Annotated in this window: 14 protein-coding genes; 6 read left to right on the top strand and 8 right to left on the bottom strand. The window is 66.3% G+C overall.

The features are described from left to right. Positions 1-22 precede the first annotated feature (22 nt). The 8 genes from NJG22_RS22415 to NJG22_RS22380 all read right to left on the bottom strand — a co-directional run bounded on the left by NJG22_RS22415 (position 23) and on the right by NJG22_RS22380 (position 13,906). Entirely contained in the window at positions 23-1,507 is a 1,485-nt protein-coding gene (locus NJG22_RS22415; RefSeq protein WP_253097768.1) for an efflux transporter outer membrane subunit, read from the bottom strand. Beyond that, positions 1,504-4,614 carry a multidrug efflux RND transporter permease subunit gene (locus NJG22_RS22410; RefSeq protein WP_253097767.1) on the bottom strand — a complete coding sequence of 1,037 codons (3,111 nt, stop codon included), beginning with the start codon at positions 4,612-4,614 and terminating at the stop codon, positions 1,504-1,506. The genes NJG22_RS22415 and NJG22_RS22410 overlap by 4 nt, the downstream gene beginning before the upstream one ends. Continuing rightward, positions 4,611-7,706, bottom strand: coding sequence for an MdtB/MuxB family multidrug efflux RND transporter permease subunit (locus tag NJG22_RS22405; RefSeq protein ID WP_253097766.1), 3,096 nt, complete (start codon positions 7,704-7,706; stop codon positions 4,611-4,613). Before NJG22_RS22405 ends, NJG22_RS22410 begins: the two co-directional genes overlap by 4 nt. Beyond that, complete coding sequence (locus NJG22_RS22400) at positions 7,703-8,974, bottom strand: MdtA/MuxA family multidrug efflux RND transporter periplasmic adaptor subunit (protein ID WP_253097765.1); 1,272 nt, start codon at positions 8,972-8,974, stop codon at positions 7,703-7,705. Before NJG22_RS22400 ends, NJG22_RS22405 begins: the two co-directional genes overlap by 4 nt. 215 nt (positions 8,975-9,189) lie before the next feature. Beyond that, positions 9,190-9,690 (bottom strand): thiol peroxidase, encoded by a 501-nt coding sequence (tpx, locus tag NJG22_RS22395; protein ID WP_253097764.1) that lies wholly within the window; start codon positions 9,688-9,690, stop codon positions 9,190-9,192. 164 nt (positions 9,691-9,854) lie between these two features. Further along, positions 9,855-11,135: a serine/threonine transporter gene (locus NJG22_RS22390; protein WP_253097763.1), complete on the bottom strand. Its 1,281-nt coding sequence runs from the start codon at positions 11,133-11,135 to the stop codon at positions 9,855-9,857. Between the two features lie 375 nt (positions 11,136-11,510). Next, on the bottom strand, positions 11,511-12,707 hold the full coding sequence (locus tag NJG22_RS22385; RefSeq protein ID WP_253097762.1) for an amino acid aminotransferase: 1,197 nt from the start codon (positions 12,705-12,707) through the stop codon (positions 11,511-11,513). A 173-nt stretch (positions 12,708-12,880) separates the two neighbouring features. Then, on the bottom strand, positions 12,881-13,906 hold the full coding sequence (locus tag NJG22_RS22380; protein ID WP_253097761.1) for an Ldh family oxidoreductase: 1,026 nt from the start codon (positions 13,904-13,906) through the stop codon (positions 12,881-12,883). A 143-nt stretch (positions 13,907-14,049) separates the two neighbouring features. On the opposite strand from NJG22_RS22380, the gene NJG22_RS22375 reads away from it, so the two are divergent. The 6 genes from NJG22_RS22375 (at position 14,050) to NJG22_RS22350 (ending at position 19,299) form a co-directional block, all read left to right on the top strand. Next, positions 14,050-14,922, top strand: a complete 873-nt coding sequence (locus NJG22_RS22375; RefSeq protein ID WP_253097760.1) for a MurR/RpiR family transcriptional regulator — start codon at positions 14,050-14,052, stop codon at positions 14,920-14,922. A 26-nt stretch (positions 14,923-14,948) separates the two neighbouring features. Next, positions 14,949-15,701 carry a transporter substrate-binding domain-containing protein gene (locus NJG22_RS22370; RefSeq protein WP_253097759.1) on the top strand — a complete coding sequence of 251 codons (753 nt, stop codon included), beginning with the start codon at positions 14,949-14,951 and terminating at the stop codon, positions 15,699-15,701. A gap of 104 nt (positions 15,702-15,805) precedes the next feature. Further along, positions 15,806-16,525, top strand: a complete 720-nt coding sequence (locus NJG22_RS22365) for an ABC transporter permease subunit (RefSeq protein ID WP_217848222.1) — start codon at positions 15,806-15,808, stop codon at positions 16,523-16,525. After that, the gene (locus NJG22_RS22360; RefSeq protein ID WP_217848223.1) at positions 16,522-17,232 is read left to right on the top strand and encodes an ABC transporter permease subunit; all 711 of its coding nucleotides are present in this window, start codon (positions 16,522-16,524) and stop codon (positions 17,230-17,232) included. The genes NJG22_RS22365 and NJG22_RS22360 overlap by 4 nt, the downstream gene beginning before the upstream one ends. Positions 17,233-17,248: 16 nt before the next feature. Then, positions 17,249-18,493 (top strand): FAD-dependent oxidoreductase, encoded by a 1,245-nt coding sequence (locus NJG22_RS22355; protein WP_217848224.1) that lies wholly within the window; start codon positions 17,249-17,251, stop codon positions 18,491-18,493. Between the two features lie 23 nt (positions 18,494-18,516). Further along, positions 18,517-19,299 carry an amino acid ABC transporter ATP-binding protein gene (locus NJG22_RS22350; protein WP_290445367.1) on the top strand — a complete coding sequence of 261 codons (783 nt, stop codon included), beginning with the start codon at positions 18,517-18,519 and terminating at the stop codon, positions 19,297-19,299. The last annotated feature ends 220 nt before the right edge of the window (positions 19,300-19,519 follow it).

The following is a 19,519-nucleotide window of genomic DNA, read 5'->3' as shown; positions in this document are numbered from 1 at the left end:
CCAGCACGCTGGCGCCTACGGGTCACTGCTCAGCCAGCGCTGCCTGGCTGTCCCAGCCACCGCCCAGCGCGGCAATCAACTGCACGCTCGCCACCAGCCGCCCCTGCAACAAGGTGAGCACGCTGCGCTCGTTGCTCAAGGCCGTGGTCTGCACATTCACTACATCCAGGTAGCCGATCAACCCGGCCTTGTACTGGTTCTCGGTCAGGCGCAACGACTCGCGCGCCGCCTCCAGCGCTTCCTGGCGCACCACCGCCTCATCGCCATACACCTTCAACTGCACCAGGTAGTTCTCGACCTCCTTGAACCCATCCAGCACGGTCTGGCGGTACTGCGCCACAGTCTGGTCATACACCGCCACGGTGCGGTCCACCTCGGCGCTGCGCTTGCCGGCGTCGAACAGGTTCAGCGCCAGTTGCGGGCCCACCGACCAGTAGCGGTTGGGCAGCTCGATCCAGTTCTTGAAGCTGCTGCTGGAATAGCCGCCACTCATGCTCAACGCCAGGTCAGGGAAATACGCGGCGCGCGACACGCCGATATTCGAGTTGGCCGCCATCACCTTACGCTCGGCCGAGGCAATATCCGGGCGCCGCTCCAGCAGCTGCGACGGCAGTGTCAGGGGAATCTGCGGCAACGCCGGGATGTCATTGCTCGCAGCCAGGGCGAAATCGGCCGGCGCCTTGCCCATCAGCACGGCAATGGCGTTTTCATACTGCGCGCGCTGCCAGGCCAGGTCGATCAGGTCGGCCTGGGTGGTCTTGAGCTGGGTGCGCGCCTGGGCGACTGCATCCGGCCCGGCCACGCCGGCGCGGTACTGGTTTTCGTTCATTTTCAGCGAACGTTCGTAGGCTGCCACGGTGGCTTCGAGCAAACGTTTCTGCGCGTCGATCACCCGCAACTGCAGGTAGTTCTGCACCAGCTCCGACTGCTGGCTCAGGCGGATCGCCGCCATGTCGGCCAGGCTGGCCTCGGCGCTGGCCTCGTTGGCATCGAGGGTGTCGCGCAGCTTGCCCCACAGGTCGATCTCCCAGCTGACGCCGAGCTGCGCGTTGTAGGTGTTGCGGATACCGCTGCTGTTGTTGGACAGGCTGGAACTGGAACTGCCAGTGCCCTGCGCCGAGCGGTTCTTGCTGGTGGTCAGGTCCAGCGAGGGGAACAGCGCCGAACGGCTGCTGCGCACCAGGGCCTGGGCCTGGCGGTATTGCGCCTCGTACTGGGCCACGGTCTGGTTGCTGCGGTTCAGTTCCTCGATCAGGCCGTTGAGCTGCGCGTCGCCGTAGATTTCCCACCAGGCGCCGCGGGCGATGGCATCCGACGGGTTGGCCTGGGTCCAGCCTTCGGCCTGCTTGAACTGCGCCGGGGTGCTGAGTTCCGGCCGCTGGTAGTCCGGGCTCAGGGTACAGGCACTGAGCATCGCCACGCACAGGCCGGCGCCGAGCAGGCGCGAGCCGCGCCCCTGGGTCAGCAGCTTGAGGGCGCGGTGGATGCGGGTATGGGCAAAGTTCATAGCGGGGTATCCAGGGCAGCGTCGGTGCGCACGCCGCGCCAACGGTTGAAACGGTGGCGCAGACGGTCGAGGTACAGGTAGACCACCGGCGTTGTGTAGAGGGTCAGGAGCTGGCTGAACACCAGGCCGCCGATGATGGTCAGGCCCAGCGGCTGGCGCATTTCGGCGCCTTCGGCGCGGCTGAGCAGCAGCGGCAGCGCGCCGAGGATGGCCGCCAGGGTAGTCATCAGGATCGGTCGCAGGCGCAGCAGGCAGGCGCGCCGGATCGACTCCTCCGGCGACAGGCCCTCGTGGCGCTCCAGTTGCAGGGCCAGGTCGATCATCAGGATGGCGTTCTTCTTCACCACGCCGATCAGCAGGAACAGCCCCAGCAGCGAGATCAGGCTGAACTCCCCACCGGTCAGGTACAACGCCAGCAAGGCGCCGACCCCGGCCGACGGCAGTGTCGAGAGGATGGTCAGCGGGTGGATGTAGCTTTCGTAGAGGATGCCCAGCACCAGGTACACCAGCAACAGCGCGCCAAGGATCATCAGCGGCTGCCCTTCGGCGGTCTTGCTGAAGGCATCGGCGGTGCCGCCGAGCTTGGCGATCACCGACTCGGGCAGGCCCAGCTTGGCCACCGCGCGCTCCAGCGCGGCCATGGCCTGGTCGGGGCTGTAGCCTTCGGCGACGTCGAAGGCGATGTCCTCGGAGGCGAACTGGTCTTCATGGCTGACCCGGTCGTTGGCCAGCGAGTTCTCGTAACGGGCAAAGCTCGACAGCGGCACGCGGGCGCCATCGGCGGTGATCACCTGCACCTGCTCCAGGGTGCTGGGGTCCCAGGCATACTTGGGGTTGATCTCCAGCACCACCTGGTACTGGTTGAGGCTGTCGTAGATGGTCGAGATCTGCCGCTGGCTGTAGGCGTTGTTGAGCACTGCGGTGACCATGGCCATGTCGATCCCCAGGCGCTTGGCCTGGTCGCGGTCGACCACCAGGGTCACCTGCTGGGTGCCGGCGCCGTCATGGGCGTCGATGGCGGTCAGTTCGGGCAGCTTGCGCAGCTCGGCGGCGACTTTCGGGAACCACTCGCGCAATGCCGCCAGGTCGCCACTCTGCAAGGTATAGAAGTACTGCGAGGTGCTCTGGTCGCGGCCGCCGCCGCCCAGTTGCAGGTCCTGGTCGGCCATCAGGTACAGGCGCCCGCCCGGCACCTTGGGCATCTCCTTGCGCAGGCGCTCGATGACTTTCTGCGCGCTCTCCTGGCGCTCGGCGATGGGCTTCAGGCGCACCAGCATGAAGGCATTGTTGGTGCCGCTGTTGCCGCCGATGAAGCCGGCCACGCTCTGCACCGCCGGGTCCTTGAGCAACGCCCGGCGGTAGATCTCCATCTTCGGCTGCATCACGCTGAACGACAGGCCGTCGTCGCCACGGATGAAACCTTGCAACTGGCCGGTGTCCTGCTGCGGCATGAGGGTCTTGGGCACCACCACGTACAGGGCGATGTTCAGGCCGATGGTCGCCAGCAGGCTGAACAGGGTCAGGCGCTTGTGCCGCAGGGCCCAACCCAGGCTGCGGTCATAGCCGGCGACCATGCGCTGGTGAATGCCGTCGCTCCAGCGCTGCAGGCGCGTTTGCTGTTGCGGGCCGTGGACCTTCAGCCAGCGCGAGCAGAGCATCGGCGTCAGGGTCAGCGACACCACCAGCGAGACGATGATCGCCGCCGCCAGGGTGATCGAGAACTCCTTGAACAGGCCACGGACGATACCGCCCATGAACAGGATCGAGACGAACACCGCCACCAGCGAGACGTTCATCGACAACAGGGTGAAACCCACTTCCCTGGCACCCTTGTAGGCCGCCTGCAGCGGGCCCTCGCCGTTCTCGATATGCCGGGAGATGTTCTCCAGCACGACGATGGCATCGTCCACCACCAGCCCGGTGGCGAGGATCAGCGCCATCAGCGACAGGTTGTTCAGCGAAAAGCCGCACAGGTACATGACCGCGAAGGTCCCCACCAGCGACACCGGCACCGCCAGGCTGGGGATCAGCGAGGCGCGGAAGTTGCCGAGGAACAGGTACACCACCAGGATCACCAGCACCACGGCGATCAGCAGGGTGTGCTCGGCTTCCTTGAGGGTGGCCTTGATCACCGGCGAACGGTCCATGGCCACGTTGAGCTTGACGCTGGCCGGCAACAGCGACTGCAGGGCCGGCAGCTCGGTCTTGATCTGCTCGACGGTCTGGATGATGTTGGCCCCGGACTGGCGGTTGACCACCAGCAGCACCGCGCTTTCATCGTTGAAGAAGCCGCTGTTGTAGCGGTTTTCCACGCCGTCGCTGACCCGGGCCACGTCGGACAGGCGCAGGATCGCGCCGTTCTGCTGGCGGATCACCACCGGCTTGTAGTCCTCGGCCTTCTCCAACTGGTCGTTGGCGCGCACCTGCCAATTGCGCTCGGCATCCTCGACGAAGCCCATTGGCCGGCGCTGGTTGGCGTTGGCCACCGCACTGCGCACATCGTCCAGGGCCAGGCCGTACTGGTTGAGCAACTGCGGCTCCAGCTCGATGCGCACGGCGGGCAGCGAGCTGCCGCCGATCTGCACCTCCCCTACCCCGGTAACCTGGGACAGGCTCTGCGACAGGATGGTATCGGCCAGGTCGTACAACTGGCCCTTGGACAGCACCTCGGAGGTCAGCGACAGCACCATGATCGGTGCCTGGGACGGGTTGATCTTCTTGTAGGTGGGCATGCTGCGCATGCCGCTGGGCAACAGGTTGCGGGTGGCGTTGATCGCCGCCTGCACCTCGCGGGCGGCGCCGTCGATGTCGCGGCCCAAGTCGAAGCCGATGATCACCCGGGTCGAGCCCTGGCTGGAACTGCTGGTCAGGATGCTGACCCCGGCGATGCTGCCGAGCTTGCGCTCCAGCGGCGTGGCCACGGTGGAGGCCATGACCTCGGGGCTGGCACCGGGCAGGCTGGCCTGCACCACGATCACCGGAAAGTCCATCTGCGGCAGGGGCGACACCGGCAACAAGCCGAAGCTCACCCCGCCCAGCAACATGATCGCCAGGCTCAGCAGCATGGTCGCTACCGGCCGGCGGATGAAAGGCCCGGACAAGTTCATGCTTCGGCCTGCTGCTCGGCCGCCGGCCGCCAGCGCCGCGCCAAGCGGTCGAAGTACAGGTAGATCACCGGCGTGGTGAACAGCGTCAGCACCTGGCTCACCAGCAGGCCGCCGACCATCACCAGGCCCAGCGGCTGACGCAGCTCGGCTCCCGAGCCGCTGGCGAGCATCAGCGGAACGGCGCCGAACAGCGCGGCCAGGGTGGTCATCAGGATCGGCCGGAAGCGCAGCAGCGCCGCCTGGTAGATCGCCTCACGCGGGCTCATGCCCTGGTGACGCTCGGCTTCCAGGGCGAAGTCGATCATCATGATGGCGTTCTTCTTGACGATGCCGATCAGCAGGATGATGCCGATGATGGCGATCATGCCCAGGTCGTTGCCGCTGAGCAGCAGCGCCAGCAAGGCGCCCACCGCCGCCGAAGGCAGCGTCGAGAGGATGGTCACCGGGTGGATGTAGCTCTCGTAGAGCACCCCCAGGACGATGTACATGGTCACCACCGCGGCGAGGATCAGCAGCAAGGTGCTCGACAGCGAGGCCTGGAACGCCTCGGCGGCGCCCTGGAAGCGGGTCTGCACGCCCAGCGGCATGCCGATGTCCCGTTGTACCTGCTCGATCACCTGCACCGCCTCGCCCAGGGAGGCGCCGGCTGCCAGGTTGAACGACATCATCACCGAGGGGAACTGGCCGATGTGGGAAATGGCCAGCTGCGCCTGGCGCTGCTCGATGCGCGCCAGCGCCGACAGGCGCACCTGGCCGCCGTCGGCGGCCTTGACGTGGATCGACTCCAGCGCCTGCGGGCCAAGGCTGGCGGCGGTCCGCGACTGCAGCACCACGCGGTACTGGCTGGCCTGGGTATAGATGGTCGAGATCTGCCGCTGGCCGAAGGCGTCGTACAGGGCGTTGGTGATCTGCGCCACGCTGATGCCCAGGCGGCTGGCCATGTCGCGGTCGATCACCAGGTACACCTGCAGGCCTTTGTCCTGCAGGTCGCTGGCCACATCCTGCAACTCGGCGCGGTCCTTCAGCGCGCGCACCAGCTTGCCGCTCCACTCGGCCAGCAGGTCGGCGTCGGGGGACGACAGGCTGAACTGGTACTGGGTGCGGCTGACCCGGTCCTCGATGCTCAGGTCCTGCACCGGCTGCATGAACAGGCGGATGCCCACCAGCCGGTCGAGTTGCGGCTGCAGGCGGGCGATCACCTCGGCGGCGCTGACGGCGCGCTCGCCGTGAGGCTTGAGGTTGATCAGCAGGCGGCCGCTGTTGAGGGTGGCGTTGTCGCCGTCCACGCCAATGTAGGACGACAGGCTCTGCACCGCCGGGTCATCGAGAATGACCTTGGCCAGTGCCTGCTGGCGCTCACTCATGGCGCTGAACGAGGTGGCCTGGGGCGCCTCGGAAATGCCCTGGATCACCCCGGTGTCCTGCACCGGGAAGAAGCCCTTGGGCACCATCAGGTACAGCACCACGGTCAGCGCCAGGGTGGCCACGGCCACCAGCAGGGTCAGCGGCTGGCGCTTGAGCACCCAGGTCAGGGCCGTGCCGTAATGCTGGATCAGCCAGTCGATCCAGGCCCCGCTGGCGCGGTAGAAGCGGCCTTGCTCATGGGCCTGGGGTTCGCGCTTGAGCAGGCGCGCGCACATCATCGGCGTCAGGGTCAGCGACACCACCAGCGAAATCAGGATGGCCACCGCCAGGGTGATGGCGAACTCGCGGAACAAGCGGCCGACCACGTCGGCCATGAACAGCAGCGGGATCAGTACCGCGATCAGCGAGAAGGTCAGCGAGATCAGGGTGAAGCCGATCTGCCTGGCGCCCTTGAGCGCGGCCTGCAATGGCGTCTCGCCCTCTTCGATGTGGCGGGAGATGTTCTCCAGCATGACGATGGCATCGTCCACCACGAACCCGGTGGCGATGGTCAGCGCCATCAGCGTCAGGTTGTTGATCGAGAAGCCGGCCAGGTACATCACGCCGAAGGTGCCGATCAGCGACAACGGCACGGCGATCGACGGAATGATCGTCGCCGAGACCCGGCGCAGGAACAGGAAGGTCACCATCACCACCAGGGCGATGGCGAACAGCAGCTCGTGCTGCACGTCGCGCACCGCGGCGCGGATGGTCTGGGTACGGTCGGTGAGCACGCTGACATCCAGGCCGGCCGGCAGGTTGTCGGTGATCGACGGCAGCAGGTCCTTGATCCGGTCGACCACCTCGATGACGTTGGCCCCCGGCTGGCGCTGGATATTCAGCAGCACCGCCTCGTTCTGGTTGGCCCAGGCGGCCAGGCGCTCGTTCTCGGCGCCGTCGACGATCTCGGCGACGTCCTTCAGGCGCAACGGCGCACCGTTGTTGTACTTGAGGATGAGCTCGGCGTACTCGGCCGGCGAGCGCAACTGGTCGTTGGCGTCGAGCATCGACACCCGGGTCGGGCCATCGAAGTTGCCCTTGGGCTGGTTGACGTTTGAGGCGCCAATCAGCGTGCGCACGTCGTCCAGGTTCAGGCCGTTGGCGGCCAGGGCGTCGACATTGACCTTGATTCGCACCGCCTGGCGCTGGCCGCCAGCGATGCTGACCATGCCCACGCCGCTGATCTGGGCGATCTTCTGCGCCACGCGGGTATCGACCAGGTCGTTGAGCTTGGGCAGCGGCATGGTTTTCGACGAGATCGCCAGGGTCAGCACCGGGGTGTCGGCCGGGTTGACCTTGTTGTACACCGGCGGCGCCGGCAGGTCGCTGGGCAGCAGGTTGCTGGCGGCGTTGATCGCCGCCTGCACCTGTTGCTCGGCGACATCCATGTTCATGTCGAGATTGAAGCGCAGGGTCAGCACCGAGGCGCCGCCCGAGCTGGTCGAGGCCATCTGCTCCAGCCCCGGCATCTGGCCGAACTGGCGCTCCAGCGGCGCGGTCACCGCGCTGGTCATCACCTGCGGGCTGGCGCCGGGGTATAGGGTCATGACCCGGATGGTCGGGTAGTCGACCTGGGGCAAGGCCGCCACCGGCAGCATCTTGTAGGCGATCAGGCCGGCCAGGACGATGGCCAGCATGCTCAGGGTGGTGGCGACCGGCCGCAGGATGAACAGGCGCGAGAGGTTCATGCGCCCGCCTTGGAGCTCGACTCACCGACCTGGGCCGAGCCCTTGGCATCCTGGCCCTGCAGGTGCTGGCCGGGAGTGGTGGGCACTTGCGAGCTGTCGTCGACCACCTCGACCTGGGTGCCTTCGCGCAGGCGGTCGGTGCCTTCGAGCACCAGGCGCTCGCCGGCGGCCAGGCCCTCGACGATCACGCTGCGCTGACCGTCGCTGGCGCCGACCTTGAGCTTACGGATAGTGACCTTGCTGTCCTTGTCGACCACATAGGCGAAGGTGCCATCGGTGCCGAACTGGATCGCCGCGGCCGGTGCCAGTACCACCTGCTTGAGGGTGTCGGCCAGCAGGCGCACGTTGACGAACTGATTGGGGAACAGCGCGTGGTCGCGGTTCTGGAAGGTGCCCTTGAACTTCAGGGTGCCGGTGGTGATGTCGATCTGGTTGTCGAGGCTGCCCAGCACGCCGCTGGCCTGCAGCTTCTGGTCGCCGCGGTCCCAGGCCTCCACCGCCAGGCTGGCGCCGCTGCGGTAGCGGGCCAGTACGGTGTCGAGCTGGGTTTCCGGAAGGGTGAAGGCGACGCTGATCGGCTCGGTCTGGGTAATCACCACCAGCGCGGTGGTGTCGTTGGCTGCCACCAGGTTGCCCAGGTCGAGCTGGCGCAGGCCGACCCGGCCGCCGATGGGCGCGCGGATCTGGGTGAAATCGAGGTTCAGGCGGGCATCGTTGACCTGCGCCTGGTTGGTCTTGACCAACCCGAGGAACTGCCCCACCTGCGCCTCGGCGGTGTCGAGGGTCTGCTTGGCGATGCTGTCCTCGGCGTACAGGCCTTTATAGCGGGCCAGGTCGACCTGGGCGTTCTTCAGCTGCGCCTGGTTCTGCGCCAGGGTGCCCTCGGCCTGCTGCAGGGCGATGCGGTACGGGCGCGGGTCGATTTCGGCGAGCAGGTCGCCGGCCTTGACCTGCTGGCCTTCCTTGAAGTGGATCTTGACCAGCTCGCCCGCCACCCGGCTGCGTACATTGACCGTGTTGGTCGCAGTGACGGTGCCCAGGGCCTTGTAGTACAGCGGGAAGTCGCCCACCCGCACCGGTTCGACGCGCACCGGCACCGGGTCGGCGGAGGCGCCGAAGCCCGGCCGCCCAGCCTTGCCCGGCCGCCCGCCCGCCTCCTTGTGGGCCGGCGTTGCAGGCCACAGCCACCAGGCCAGCAAGGCCACCAGCAGCAGGATCAGCAGGCCGAACAGCCAGCGACGGGGGGAACGGGAGTTGGAGGCATGCATGGGTCGAACGAACCTTGTTCAGAGAAAGACGGCGTGAAGAGCGTGAACGATAAGCACTGGCATCGTTTTAGCAAAGGGGCTTTACCAGTGCTTTACCTTCGGCTGACGTTGGCAAAAGCGGCAATTTTAAATGAAAACGGCCTGGAACAGGGTCCAGGCCGTAACCGCGTGTAACCAGGCGCACGGGCAAGCCCGCGGCCACTGGGTGGCGCGACTTACTTCAGCACCGCCAGCGCCGCCTCGTAGTTCGGCTCGTTGGCGATTTCGCCCACCAGTTCGGCGTGCAGCACCTTGTCCTGCTCGTCCAGAACCACCACCGCACGGGCAGCCAGGCCGGCCAGCGGGCCGTCGGCGATGGCGACGCCGTAGTTCTGCAGGAACTCGACACCACGCAGGGTCGACAGGTTCTTCACGTTCTCCAGGCCTTCGGCGCCGCAGAAACGCGCCTGGGCGAACGGCAGGTCGGCGGAGATGCACAGCACCACGGTGTTGGCGAGGTCATTGGCCTGGGCGTTGAACTTGCGCACCGAGGTGGCGCAGGTCGGGGTGTCGACGCTTGGGAAGATGTTCAGCACCTTGCGCTTGCCGGCGAAGTCTTTCAGCGACTTGTCGGACAGGTCGGCAGCGACCAGGGAGAAGGCTGGCGCCTGGGCACCGGCCTTGGGCAGCTCGCCTTTGACCTGAACTGGGTTGCCTTTGAGAGTCACTTGAGCCATGGCGGAAATCCTTATGCGGGGTTTGAAAAGGACTCAGAGTTAACCATGAAGGGACGCAAGTGCCTATGGGCAAAGATGAAATTGTCCTACGTTCGGGCAATTCCTGTAGACAAACGCCCGGGTGACTGGCGCCGACCCGGGCGTTTTCCCTACGTGGCGGGGATTCAGGCCAGCAGGCCGTAAACCACCGAGGTCAGGGCCACCAGGCCGACCACCACCACGAACAGGTTGGACAGCGCGCCGCTGTACTTGCGCATCGAAGGTACGCGGCGAATGGCGTACATCGGCATCAGGAACAGCAGCACGGCGATGATCGGCCCGCCGAGGGACTCGATCATGCCCAGGATGCTCGGGTTGAGGGTGGCGACGATCCAGCACACCACCAGCATCAACGCGGCGACCACGCGATCCAGGGCCTTGGCGCCCGGGCGCATGCCGGCCTTGGTGATCATGCCCTTGAGACCTTCGCTGGCACCGATGTAGTGGCCCAGGAACGACTTGGCGATGGCGATGAAGGCGATCAACGGCGCGGCGAAGGCGATGGCCGGTTGCTCGAAGTGGTTGGCCAGGTACGACAGGATCGACAGGTTCTGTACCTTGGCCTCGGCCAGCTGGGCGCTGTCGAGGGTCAGCACGCAGCTGAACACGAAGAACAGCACCATCAGCACCATCAACAGGTGGGCGCGACGCAGGATCTGGCCGCTGCGCTCATCGGCATGCTCGCCGTAGCGACGCTTCTGGTCGACGGCAAAGGCCGAGATGATCGGCGAGTGGTTGAACGAGAACACCATCACCGGGATCGCCAGCCACACGGTGTGCAGGAAGGCCGAACCCGACGGCACCTGGGAGGCGGTGTCGAGGATGCCACCGGTCCAGTGCGGCACCAGGTACAACGCCAGCAGCGCCAGGGCGACGATGAACGGGTAGACCAGCAGGCTCATGACCTTGACCGTGGCCTGCTCGCCGCAGCGCACGATGCCCAGCAGGCCGAGGATCAGCAGGAACGACAGGATCGCCCGCGGCGGTGGCGCCATGTGCAACTGGTGCTCCATGAAGCTGCTGACGGTGTTGGTCAGGGCCACGCTGTAGATCAGCAGGATGGGGAAGATGGCGAAGAAGTACAGCACGGTGATCAAGGCACCGGCAGTGATGCCGAAGTGCTCCTCGACCACGTCGGTGATGTCGCCGCCCTTGCTCCCGGAGAGCACGAAACGGGTCAGCCCGCGGTGGGCGAAGTAGGTCATCGGGAAGGCCAGCGCGGCGAGCACCAGCAACGGCCAGAAGCCGCCGAGGCCGGCGTTGATCGGCAGGAACAGGGTCCCGGCGCCGATGGCCGTGCCGAACAGGCCCAGCATCCAGGTGGTGTCTTGACGCGACCAGCTGCCGAGGGTGGCGGGGGTCGATTCTACAAAGCGTTGTTCAACGCTTGGGGCCTGCTCATTCATTCCGGGTGAAGCTCCACTCGCAAGACTGCAACAGGCTGAGAATGGCGAAATAGACGTTTCGCCCAACTCAACCGGGGAAGAGAGGCGCGATTGTGCATGTAAAGGTTGCACTTGGGGAAGCCCCGCCCGAGGGACGGTTGCACTTGTCTTTACAAGCGGGTTGTGCTTCAGCTAGACCCTGTGGGAGCGGCCTTGCGTCGCGAAAGGGCTGCGCAGCAGCCCCAGCAATTTTGAGGGTGGCTCGGAATCTGGGGCCGCTGCGCGCCCCTTTCCGACCGGTCCGACGCCTCGGCAAGGCCGCTCCCACAGGGGGCCGACTCCCTGCTCGGAAGGGCTGGGTGCCGTGAAAGGGCCGCCAAAGCGGCCCCTGGTAGGTTACTGCTGCACGGCGGCGAACGCCTCGGCCACCTGGCGCAGGTTGGCCGGACGCAGGCCGGACATGCACACCCGGCCACTGTCGATCAGGTACACGCCGAACTCGTCACGCAGGCGACGCACCTGCTCGACGCTGAAGCCGGTGTAGCTGAACATGCCGCGCTGGCGCAGGAAGAACTGGAAGTCCTGGCCCGGCAGCAGCTCGCCAAGCAGGTCGACCAGGCCCTTGCGCATGGCCAGGATACGCGTGCGCATCACTTCGACTTCCGCCACCCACTGGGCGTTGAGGCCGGCGTCGCCGAGCACGCCGGCCACCAGCTGCGCACCGAAGAACGGTGGGCTGGAGTAATTGCGGCGCACGGTGGCCTTGAGCTGGCCGAGCACGCTGGCGGCGCTGTCGGCGTCGTCGCAAACCACCGACAAGCCCCCTACCCGCTCGCCGTACAGCGAGAAGATCTTCGAGAACGAGTTGCTCACCAGGCACGGCACGCCGGCACGGGCCATCTCGCGGATGGCGTAGGCGTCGGCCTCCAGCGATTCGCTGAAGCCCTGGTAGGCGATGTCGAGGAACGGGATCAACTGGCGCGCCTTGACCACTTCGATCACTTGCTGCCACTGCTGCTGGTCGAGGTCGGCGCCGGTGGGGTTGTGGCAGCACGGGTGCAGCAGCACGATGCTGTTGGCCGGCAGGGTCTGCAGGGTGTCGAGCATGCCGGCGAAGTTGACGCCGCGGCTGGCCTGGTCGAAGTACGGGTAGCTGTGCACCTTGAAGCCGGCGCCTTCGAAGATCGCCCGGTGGTTATCCCAGGTCGGGTCGCTGACCCAGACCTCGGAGCCGGCGAAGTAGCGCTTGAGGAAATCGGCGCCGACTTTCAGCGCGCCGGAGCCGCCGACGGTCTGCACGGTGGCCACCCGGCCAGCGCTGACCGCGGGGTGTTCGGCGCCGAACAGCAGCGCCTGGATCGCCTGGCGGTAGCTGGCCAGGCCTTCCATCGGCAGGTACAGCGAGGCTTCGTGGGGTTGCCCGGCCAGGCGTTTTTCCACCTCGGCCACCGCCGCCAGCTGCGGCACCACGCCGGCTTCGTCGTAGTACAGGCCGATGCTCAGGTTGACCTTGTCGGCGCGGGGGTCGGCCTTGAAGGTTTCCATCAACGAGAGGATCGGGTCGCCGGCATAGGCATCGACATGTTTGAACACAGCGTGCAGCTCCTTGGTACGGATGGGTCGCGAATAGAAGATGGCATCGAGAATAGCGCCTGCCGGCGCGGGTTACATCCCCTGGCCGGCAATCGCATATGGCAGCGTTGCAAAGAGCCGCTGTCAACTCGCGTTCGCAGGGGGGCTTGCCTGGCCAGTGTTCGCCGCCAACCTCACCCCACCAGCGCCTGCAAGCCCACCCACTCCTGCTCGCTCAACGCCACCCCTTCGCGCCCAGCCACTTCGCGCTCGCGATAGCGACGTTCCCCCGGCATCCGGCTCAGCCCCACCGCCTGCATCTGCTCCACCAGATCGCGGCTACGCTGGGCAAAACGCTCGCCCTCGGCCTTGGACGGGTCGATGACGATGAGCAACTGCCCGGTCCAGGGCGTCTTCGCCCCCGGGTGCCCGGACCAGTCGAACTCCCAGGAGAAATGCCCGCCGGTCAGCGCCGCCGCCAGCAGCTCGACCATCATCGACAGCGCCGAGCCCTTGTGCCCGCCGAACGGCAACAAGGCGCCACCCTCGAGGATCGCCTGGGGGTCGCAGGTCGGCTGGCCGCTGGCATCCACGCCCATGCCTTCGGGCAAGCGCTGCCCCGCTCGCGCGGCGATCTGCACATCGCCATGGGCCATGGCACTGGTGGCCATGTCGAACACGATCGGGTCGTGCCCGGCGCAAGGCGCGGCAAAGGCAATCGGGTTGGTGCCGAACAACGGCTGGCGCGCGCCATGGGGCACCACGCAGGTCATGCTGTTGACCACGCTCAGGGCCACCAGCCCCTGCTCGGCGAACGGCTCGACATCCGGCCACAAGGCGGCGAAATGGTGGGAGTTATGGATAGCCAGCACGGCGATGCCGGCGCTGCGCGCCTTGTCCACCAGCAAGCGGCGGGCCGCGGCCAAGGCAGGCTGGGCAAAGCCACCGCGGGCGTCCACCCGCACATACCCCGAGGCCACATCGCTCACCAGCGGCTGGGCCTTGCCATCGACCCAGCCACTGGCCAGTGTCGAGACATAACCCGGTATGCGGAACACCCCATGGCTGTGGGCGCCATCGCGCTGGGCGCTGGCACAATTGTGGGCAAGCACGGCGGCCACGGCCGCGCTGCAACCGTGGCGCTGCAAGATCGACTGCAACAGCGTCTGCAGTTCGGCAAACGGCACGCGCACGACTGCGCCGGTGGTAGGTGCGGACATCTGGAGCTCCTTTATTGGCATTGGATTCGCTACAGCGCAACGCCCTCGACTCTCCCGCGAATGACAGCTATCTGTCAAATATTGACTTGATGACAGAAAACAGCCATTTTCTTCTCCACGCCAGAAATCAGCCGGAGCCGTCCATGAGCCCATCGATCAGGCAACGCCTGGAAAGCAGCCTGCACAGCGCTGCCGCCTCGGGCCGCAAGATCGCCAGCTACATGCTCGCCAACCTGCATGAACTGCCGTTCCAGACCTCCGCCAGCATCGCCGCCAAGCTCGATGTCAGCGAGTCCAGTGTCGGCCGTTTCTGCCGCGCACTCGGCTACGCCCATCTCAAGGCGCTCAAGCAGGATTTGCAGAGCGACCTGGGCCAAGGCCCCTGGCTGGTAGGCGATCGCCTGCAGGAATACCGCCAGGCCGCCGCACCGTCGGACCACGACGGCTGTCTGGAAAAGGAAATCGCCGCGCTGGTGCGCGTGCACGAATACAGCCGCACCGAGGCCTGGCACCAGGTTGCCCGGCGCCTGGCCGATTCGCCGCGGGTATTCATCGCCGGCTTTCAGACCGAGCGCGGCGTGGCCATGTGCATGGCCCACCTGCTGCAATACCTGCGCGATGGCGTGCAACGGGTCGATGGCAGCGCCGGGCATTTCGGCGAAGTGCTGCTCGGCCAACCGCAGGCCAGCGCCCTGGTGGTGTTCGAGGCGCGTCGTTATTCACGCCATGCCCTGCAACTGTGCCAGCAGGCGCGCGTGCGGGGCATCCCGGTGACCCTGGTCACCGATACCTTCTGCGAGTGGGCCGACGACAACGCCGACGAGGTGTTCCGCATCCCCACCGAATTCAACCTGTTCTGGGAGTCCACCGCGACGATGCTGTCGTGGGTGCACCTGATGGTCAACGAGGTCTGCAAGAAGCTTGGACCGGACGTTGAAACACGCTTGGAAGCAACTGCCGCTCTACATAACGAGTTCGTCGGCTACACCTCGTGGCCGGCGGGCAAACAACAATAGCAAGAGTGCTGGTACAGAGGTGCAACATGAAAAGAACCCTGGCTATGGTGGGCGCGTGCGCCCTGCTGCTGGCGGGCCACGCCAGTGGCGAAACCCTGCGCTTCGCCACGGAAGGCGCGTACCCCCCGTTCAACTATGTCGATGCCGACAACCAGCTGCACGGCTTCGATGTCGACATCACCCAGGCCCTGTGCGCACAGATGAAGGTCGAATGCACCCTGGTGGCCCAGGATTGGGAAGGCATCATCCCGGCGTTGATGGCGCGCAAGTACGATGCCGTGGTGGCCTCGATGATCGATACCCCAGAGCGACGCAAGAAGATCGCCTTCACCGACCACTACTACCGCACCCCACTGACCGTGGCGGTGGCCAAGGACAGCCCGATCGACGACGCGCAGACCGACTTCAAGGGCTATACGGTCGGCGCGCAATCCGCCTCGACCCAGGCGATCTACGCCGAGGACGTGTACGGCAAGGCCGGCGCGGACGTGAAGCTGTACCCGACCCTCGACGAAGCCAACGCCGACCTTGCCGCCGGGCGCCTGGACGGGGTGATCGCCGACAAGTTCCCGCTGCATGAGTGGCTGAACAAGAACGGCCAGGCCTGCTGCAAGATCCTCGGTGACGTCGACGGCACCAAGGCCGACGCGGCGATTGCCGTGCGCAAGGATGACGAAGCCCTGCGCGTGCGGCTGAACGAGGCGCTGGCGGCGATTGTCGCCAATGGCACCTACCAGAAGATCGCGAGCAAGTATTTCGCCTTCGACATCTACCAGTAATCTCGTGGAGGCCGGCCTCCCGCGCGATGGCGCCTGATCAGTGAACCACGCCATCGCGGGGCAAGCCCGCTCCCACCAGGGCACCTGCATCCTGGGGGTTAGCCATGCTCGATCAACTCTCGCTGTTGTCCTTCGCCAGCGGCGGCTGGGGCCAGGCGCTGCTGGCCGGCGCCCTGGTCACCGTGTCGCTGGCCCTGGCCTGCCTGCCCATCGGCCTGCCCCTGGGGCTGCTGGTGGCCCTGGCGGCGCGCTCGCGCAAACGCCTGCCACGGGCCTGGGCCACCACCTTTTCCACGGTGTTCCGCGGCCTGCCCGAACTGCTTACGCTACTGATCATCTACTACGGCTGCCAGATCGCCGCACAGAAGATCCTCGCCGCCCTGGGCTATGAAGGCGAGGTGCTGATCAACACCTTCCTCGCCGCCATGGCCGCCTTCAGCCTGGTGTTCGCCGCCTTCTCCAGCGAGATCTGGCTGATGGCCTTCAAGACCCTGCCCAAGGGTCAGCTCGAGGCCTGCTCGGCCCTGGGCCTGAGCCGGCGCACGGCGTTCTTCAAAGTGCAACTGCCGCAACTGGCGCGCATCGCCCTGCCGGGCTTGTCGAACAACTGGCTGAGCCTGCTCAAGGACACCTCGCTGGTCTCGACCATCTCGCTGATCGACCTGATGCGCCAGACCAACCTGGCGGTCAGCGTGACCAAGCAGCCGATGCTGTTCTATGGCGTGGCCTGCCTGGTCTACCTGCTGTTCTCGGCGCTATCGGGGCGGGTCTTCGCCCTGCTGGAGCGACGTAGCAACCGTCACTTGCAAGGAGCCCGGCCATGACCTTCGAGCAATTGCTGGCCTATGTGCTCGACCCCGACCTGCTGGAACGCTACGGCGCTCGCTTCATCGACGGGCTGCTGGTGACCGCCAAGCTGGTGGCGATCTCGTTCACCCTCGGCGCGCTGTTGGGCATGCTGCTGGCCCTGGCACGGATGTCGCGCAGCACCGCCCTGCGGCGCCTGGCCGCCGGCTATGTGTATTTCTTCCGTGGCTCGCCGCTGCTGGCCCAGCTGTTCTTGCTGTACTACGGGCTGGGCTCGCTCAAGGGTTTCTGGCAGGACCTCGGGCTGTGGTGGTTCTTCCGCGAAGCCTGGTACTGCGCCCTGCTCGCCTTCACCCTCAACACCGCCGCCTACCAGGCCGAGATCTTCCGCGCCAGCCTGATGGCCGTCGCTCCCGGCCAGTACGAAGCAGCCCGGGCCTTGAACCTCAAGCGCTCGACCACCTTCTTCAAGGTGGTGTTGCCACAGTCGCTGCTGGTGGCCATCGGCCCGCTGGGCAACGAGCTGATCATGATGATCAAGGCCAGCGCCATCGCCTCGCTGGTGACCATCTACGACCTGATGGGGGTGACCAAGCTGGCCTTCTCACGCAGCTTCGACTTCCAGATCTACCTGTGGGCGGCAGTGCTGTACCTGCTGATCGTAGAGATCGTCCGGCGCGCGTTGAAACACCTGGAGGCCCGCCTGGGCCGCCACCTGAACTGATTGAAGGAAGGTTTCCATGTATTGCCAGACCATCGTCCTGGGCGCCGGCATCGTCGGTGTCTGCACCGCCCTGCACCTGCAAGCCCGCGGGCGCCAGGTGATCCTCATCGACCGCGACGAGCCCGGCAGTGGCACCAGCCATGGCAACGCCGGGCTGATCGAACGCTCCAGCGTGATTCCCTATGCCTTCCCGCGCCAGTTCAGCGCCTTGCTGCGCTACGGCCTGAACCGCCAGCCCGACGTGCGCTACAGCCTTGCCCACCTGCCCAAGGCGGCGCCCTGGCTGCTGCGTTATTGGCAACAGTCGGCGCCGGGGCGCCTGGCCAAGGCCGCGGCAGACATGCTGCCGCTGGTGCAACGCAGCGTCGAGGAACACGACGCGCTGATCGAGGCCGCCGGCCTGCAGGCCCTGGTCCAGGCCAAGGGCTGGATCGAGGTGTACCGCGACGACGCCTTGTTCGCCAAGGCCAAGCAGGAACTGCCGGGCCTGGCCCGTTATGGCCTGCGCTACGAGATCCTCGATCGCGCGGCGCTGCAGGCCCGCGAGCAACAGCTCGACGGCGACGTCAAGGGCGGCATCCACTGGCTCGACCCGAAGACCGTGAGCAACCCCGGCGGCCTCACCCGCGGCTATGCGGCGCTGTTCGTCCAGCGCGGCGGGCAGTTCCTTCACGGCGATGCCCGCAGCCTGCGCCAGGTCGCGGGTGGCTGGCAGCTGGACAGCCGCCGTGGCACGGTCAGCGCCGACGAGGTGGTGGCCTGCCTGGGCCCGCAGTCGGCCGAGCTGTACGAGCGCCTGGGCTACCACTTCCCGCTGGGCATCAAGCGCGGCTATCACATGCACTACAGCACCCGCGACGGCGCCGAACTCAACCATTCGCTGTGCGACACCCAGGGTGGCTACGTGCTGGCGCCGATGGCCCGGGGCGTGCGCCTGACCACGGGCATCGAGTTTGCCGCCAGCGACGCCGCCGTCAACGAAATCCAGCTGCGCCGCTGCGAGGCGCTGGCGCGCAAGCTGTTCCCGGCCCTGGGCGAGCGCCTGGACGACAAACCCTGGCTGGGCCGTCGCCCGTGCCTGCCGGACATGCGCCCGGTGATCGGCCCTGCGCCGCGGCACCGCAACCTGTGGTTCAACTTCGGCCACGCCCACCACGGCCTGACCCTGGGCCCGGTCAGTGGCCGCCTGCTGGCGGAGCTGCTGACCGGCGCCCCCCCCTTCACCGACCCGGCGCCCTACAGCGCCGCGCGTTTCGACTGACGACCCTGCGGGAGAACAACAACATGACCGCTTCCTTGAGCCTTGCCGGCCTGTCCCCTGCCCCCGACCCGCGCCCGGAGCTGATCCGTATCGAGGGCCTGAACAAGCATTACGGTGCTTTCCATGTGCTGCACGATATCGACCTGTCGGTGCGCGAGGGCGAGCGTATCGTGCTTTGCGGCCCGTCGGGCTCGGGCAAGTCGACGCTGATTCGCTGCATCAATCGCCTGGAGGTCGCCGAGCAGGGCAGCGTCCAGGTAGCGGGCATCGACCTGGCGGGCAACAGCCGCCAGGCCAGCCAGGTACGCAGCGAGATCGGCATGGTGTTCCAGCACTTCAACCTGTTCCCGCATATGAGCGTGCTCGACAACTGCCTGCTGGCGCCGATGAGCGTGCGGGGCTTGTCGCGCCGGGAGGCCGAGGAGCGCGCGCGGCTGTACCTGAGCAAGGTGGGTATCGAGAACCAGGCGCACAAGTACCCCAGCCAGCTTTCCGGTGGGCAGCAGCAGCGCGTGGCGATTGCCCGGGCGCTGTGCATGAAGCCGCGGATCATGCTGTTCGACGAGCCGACCTCGGCGTTGGACCCGGAGATGGTCGCCGAGGTGCTGGAGGTGTTGGTGCAGTTGGCGGACACCGGGATGACCATGCTGTGCGTGACCCACGAGATGGGGTTTGCCCGGCAAGTGGCGCAGCGGGTGCTGTTTCTTGAAGGCGGGCAAATCATCGAGGACAGCAGCCCGCAAGTGTTCTTCGGACAGCCACGGACGGCGCGGGCGCAGGCGTTCTTGAAGCAGATCCTGCATTAGTGATTAACGGCCTTTCAGGCCAGAGCCAATGCTCGCTGTTGCTGTTGCTGTTGCTGTTGCTGTTGCTGTTGCTGTTGCTGTTGCTGTTGCTGTTGCTGTTGCTGTTGCTGTTGCCAATCAAGAGGCTAGCGCGATAGCCCACGAGCGACAGCTGCGCCAGCCCAGGCGCCGCCCGTAACTTCGCGACTTCAGGAGGCCGAACGCAGGCCTTGCGTAGGGA

The organism is Pseudomonas sp. VA159-2 (assembly GCF_024126635.1).
Lineage (GTDB): Bacteria > Pseudomonadota > Gammaproteobacteria > Pseudomonadales > Pseudomonadaceae > Aquipseudomonas > Aquipseudomonas muyukensis.
This window is presented reverse-complemented; position numbering and strand designations above follow the sequence as displayed.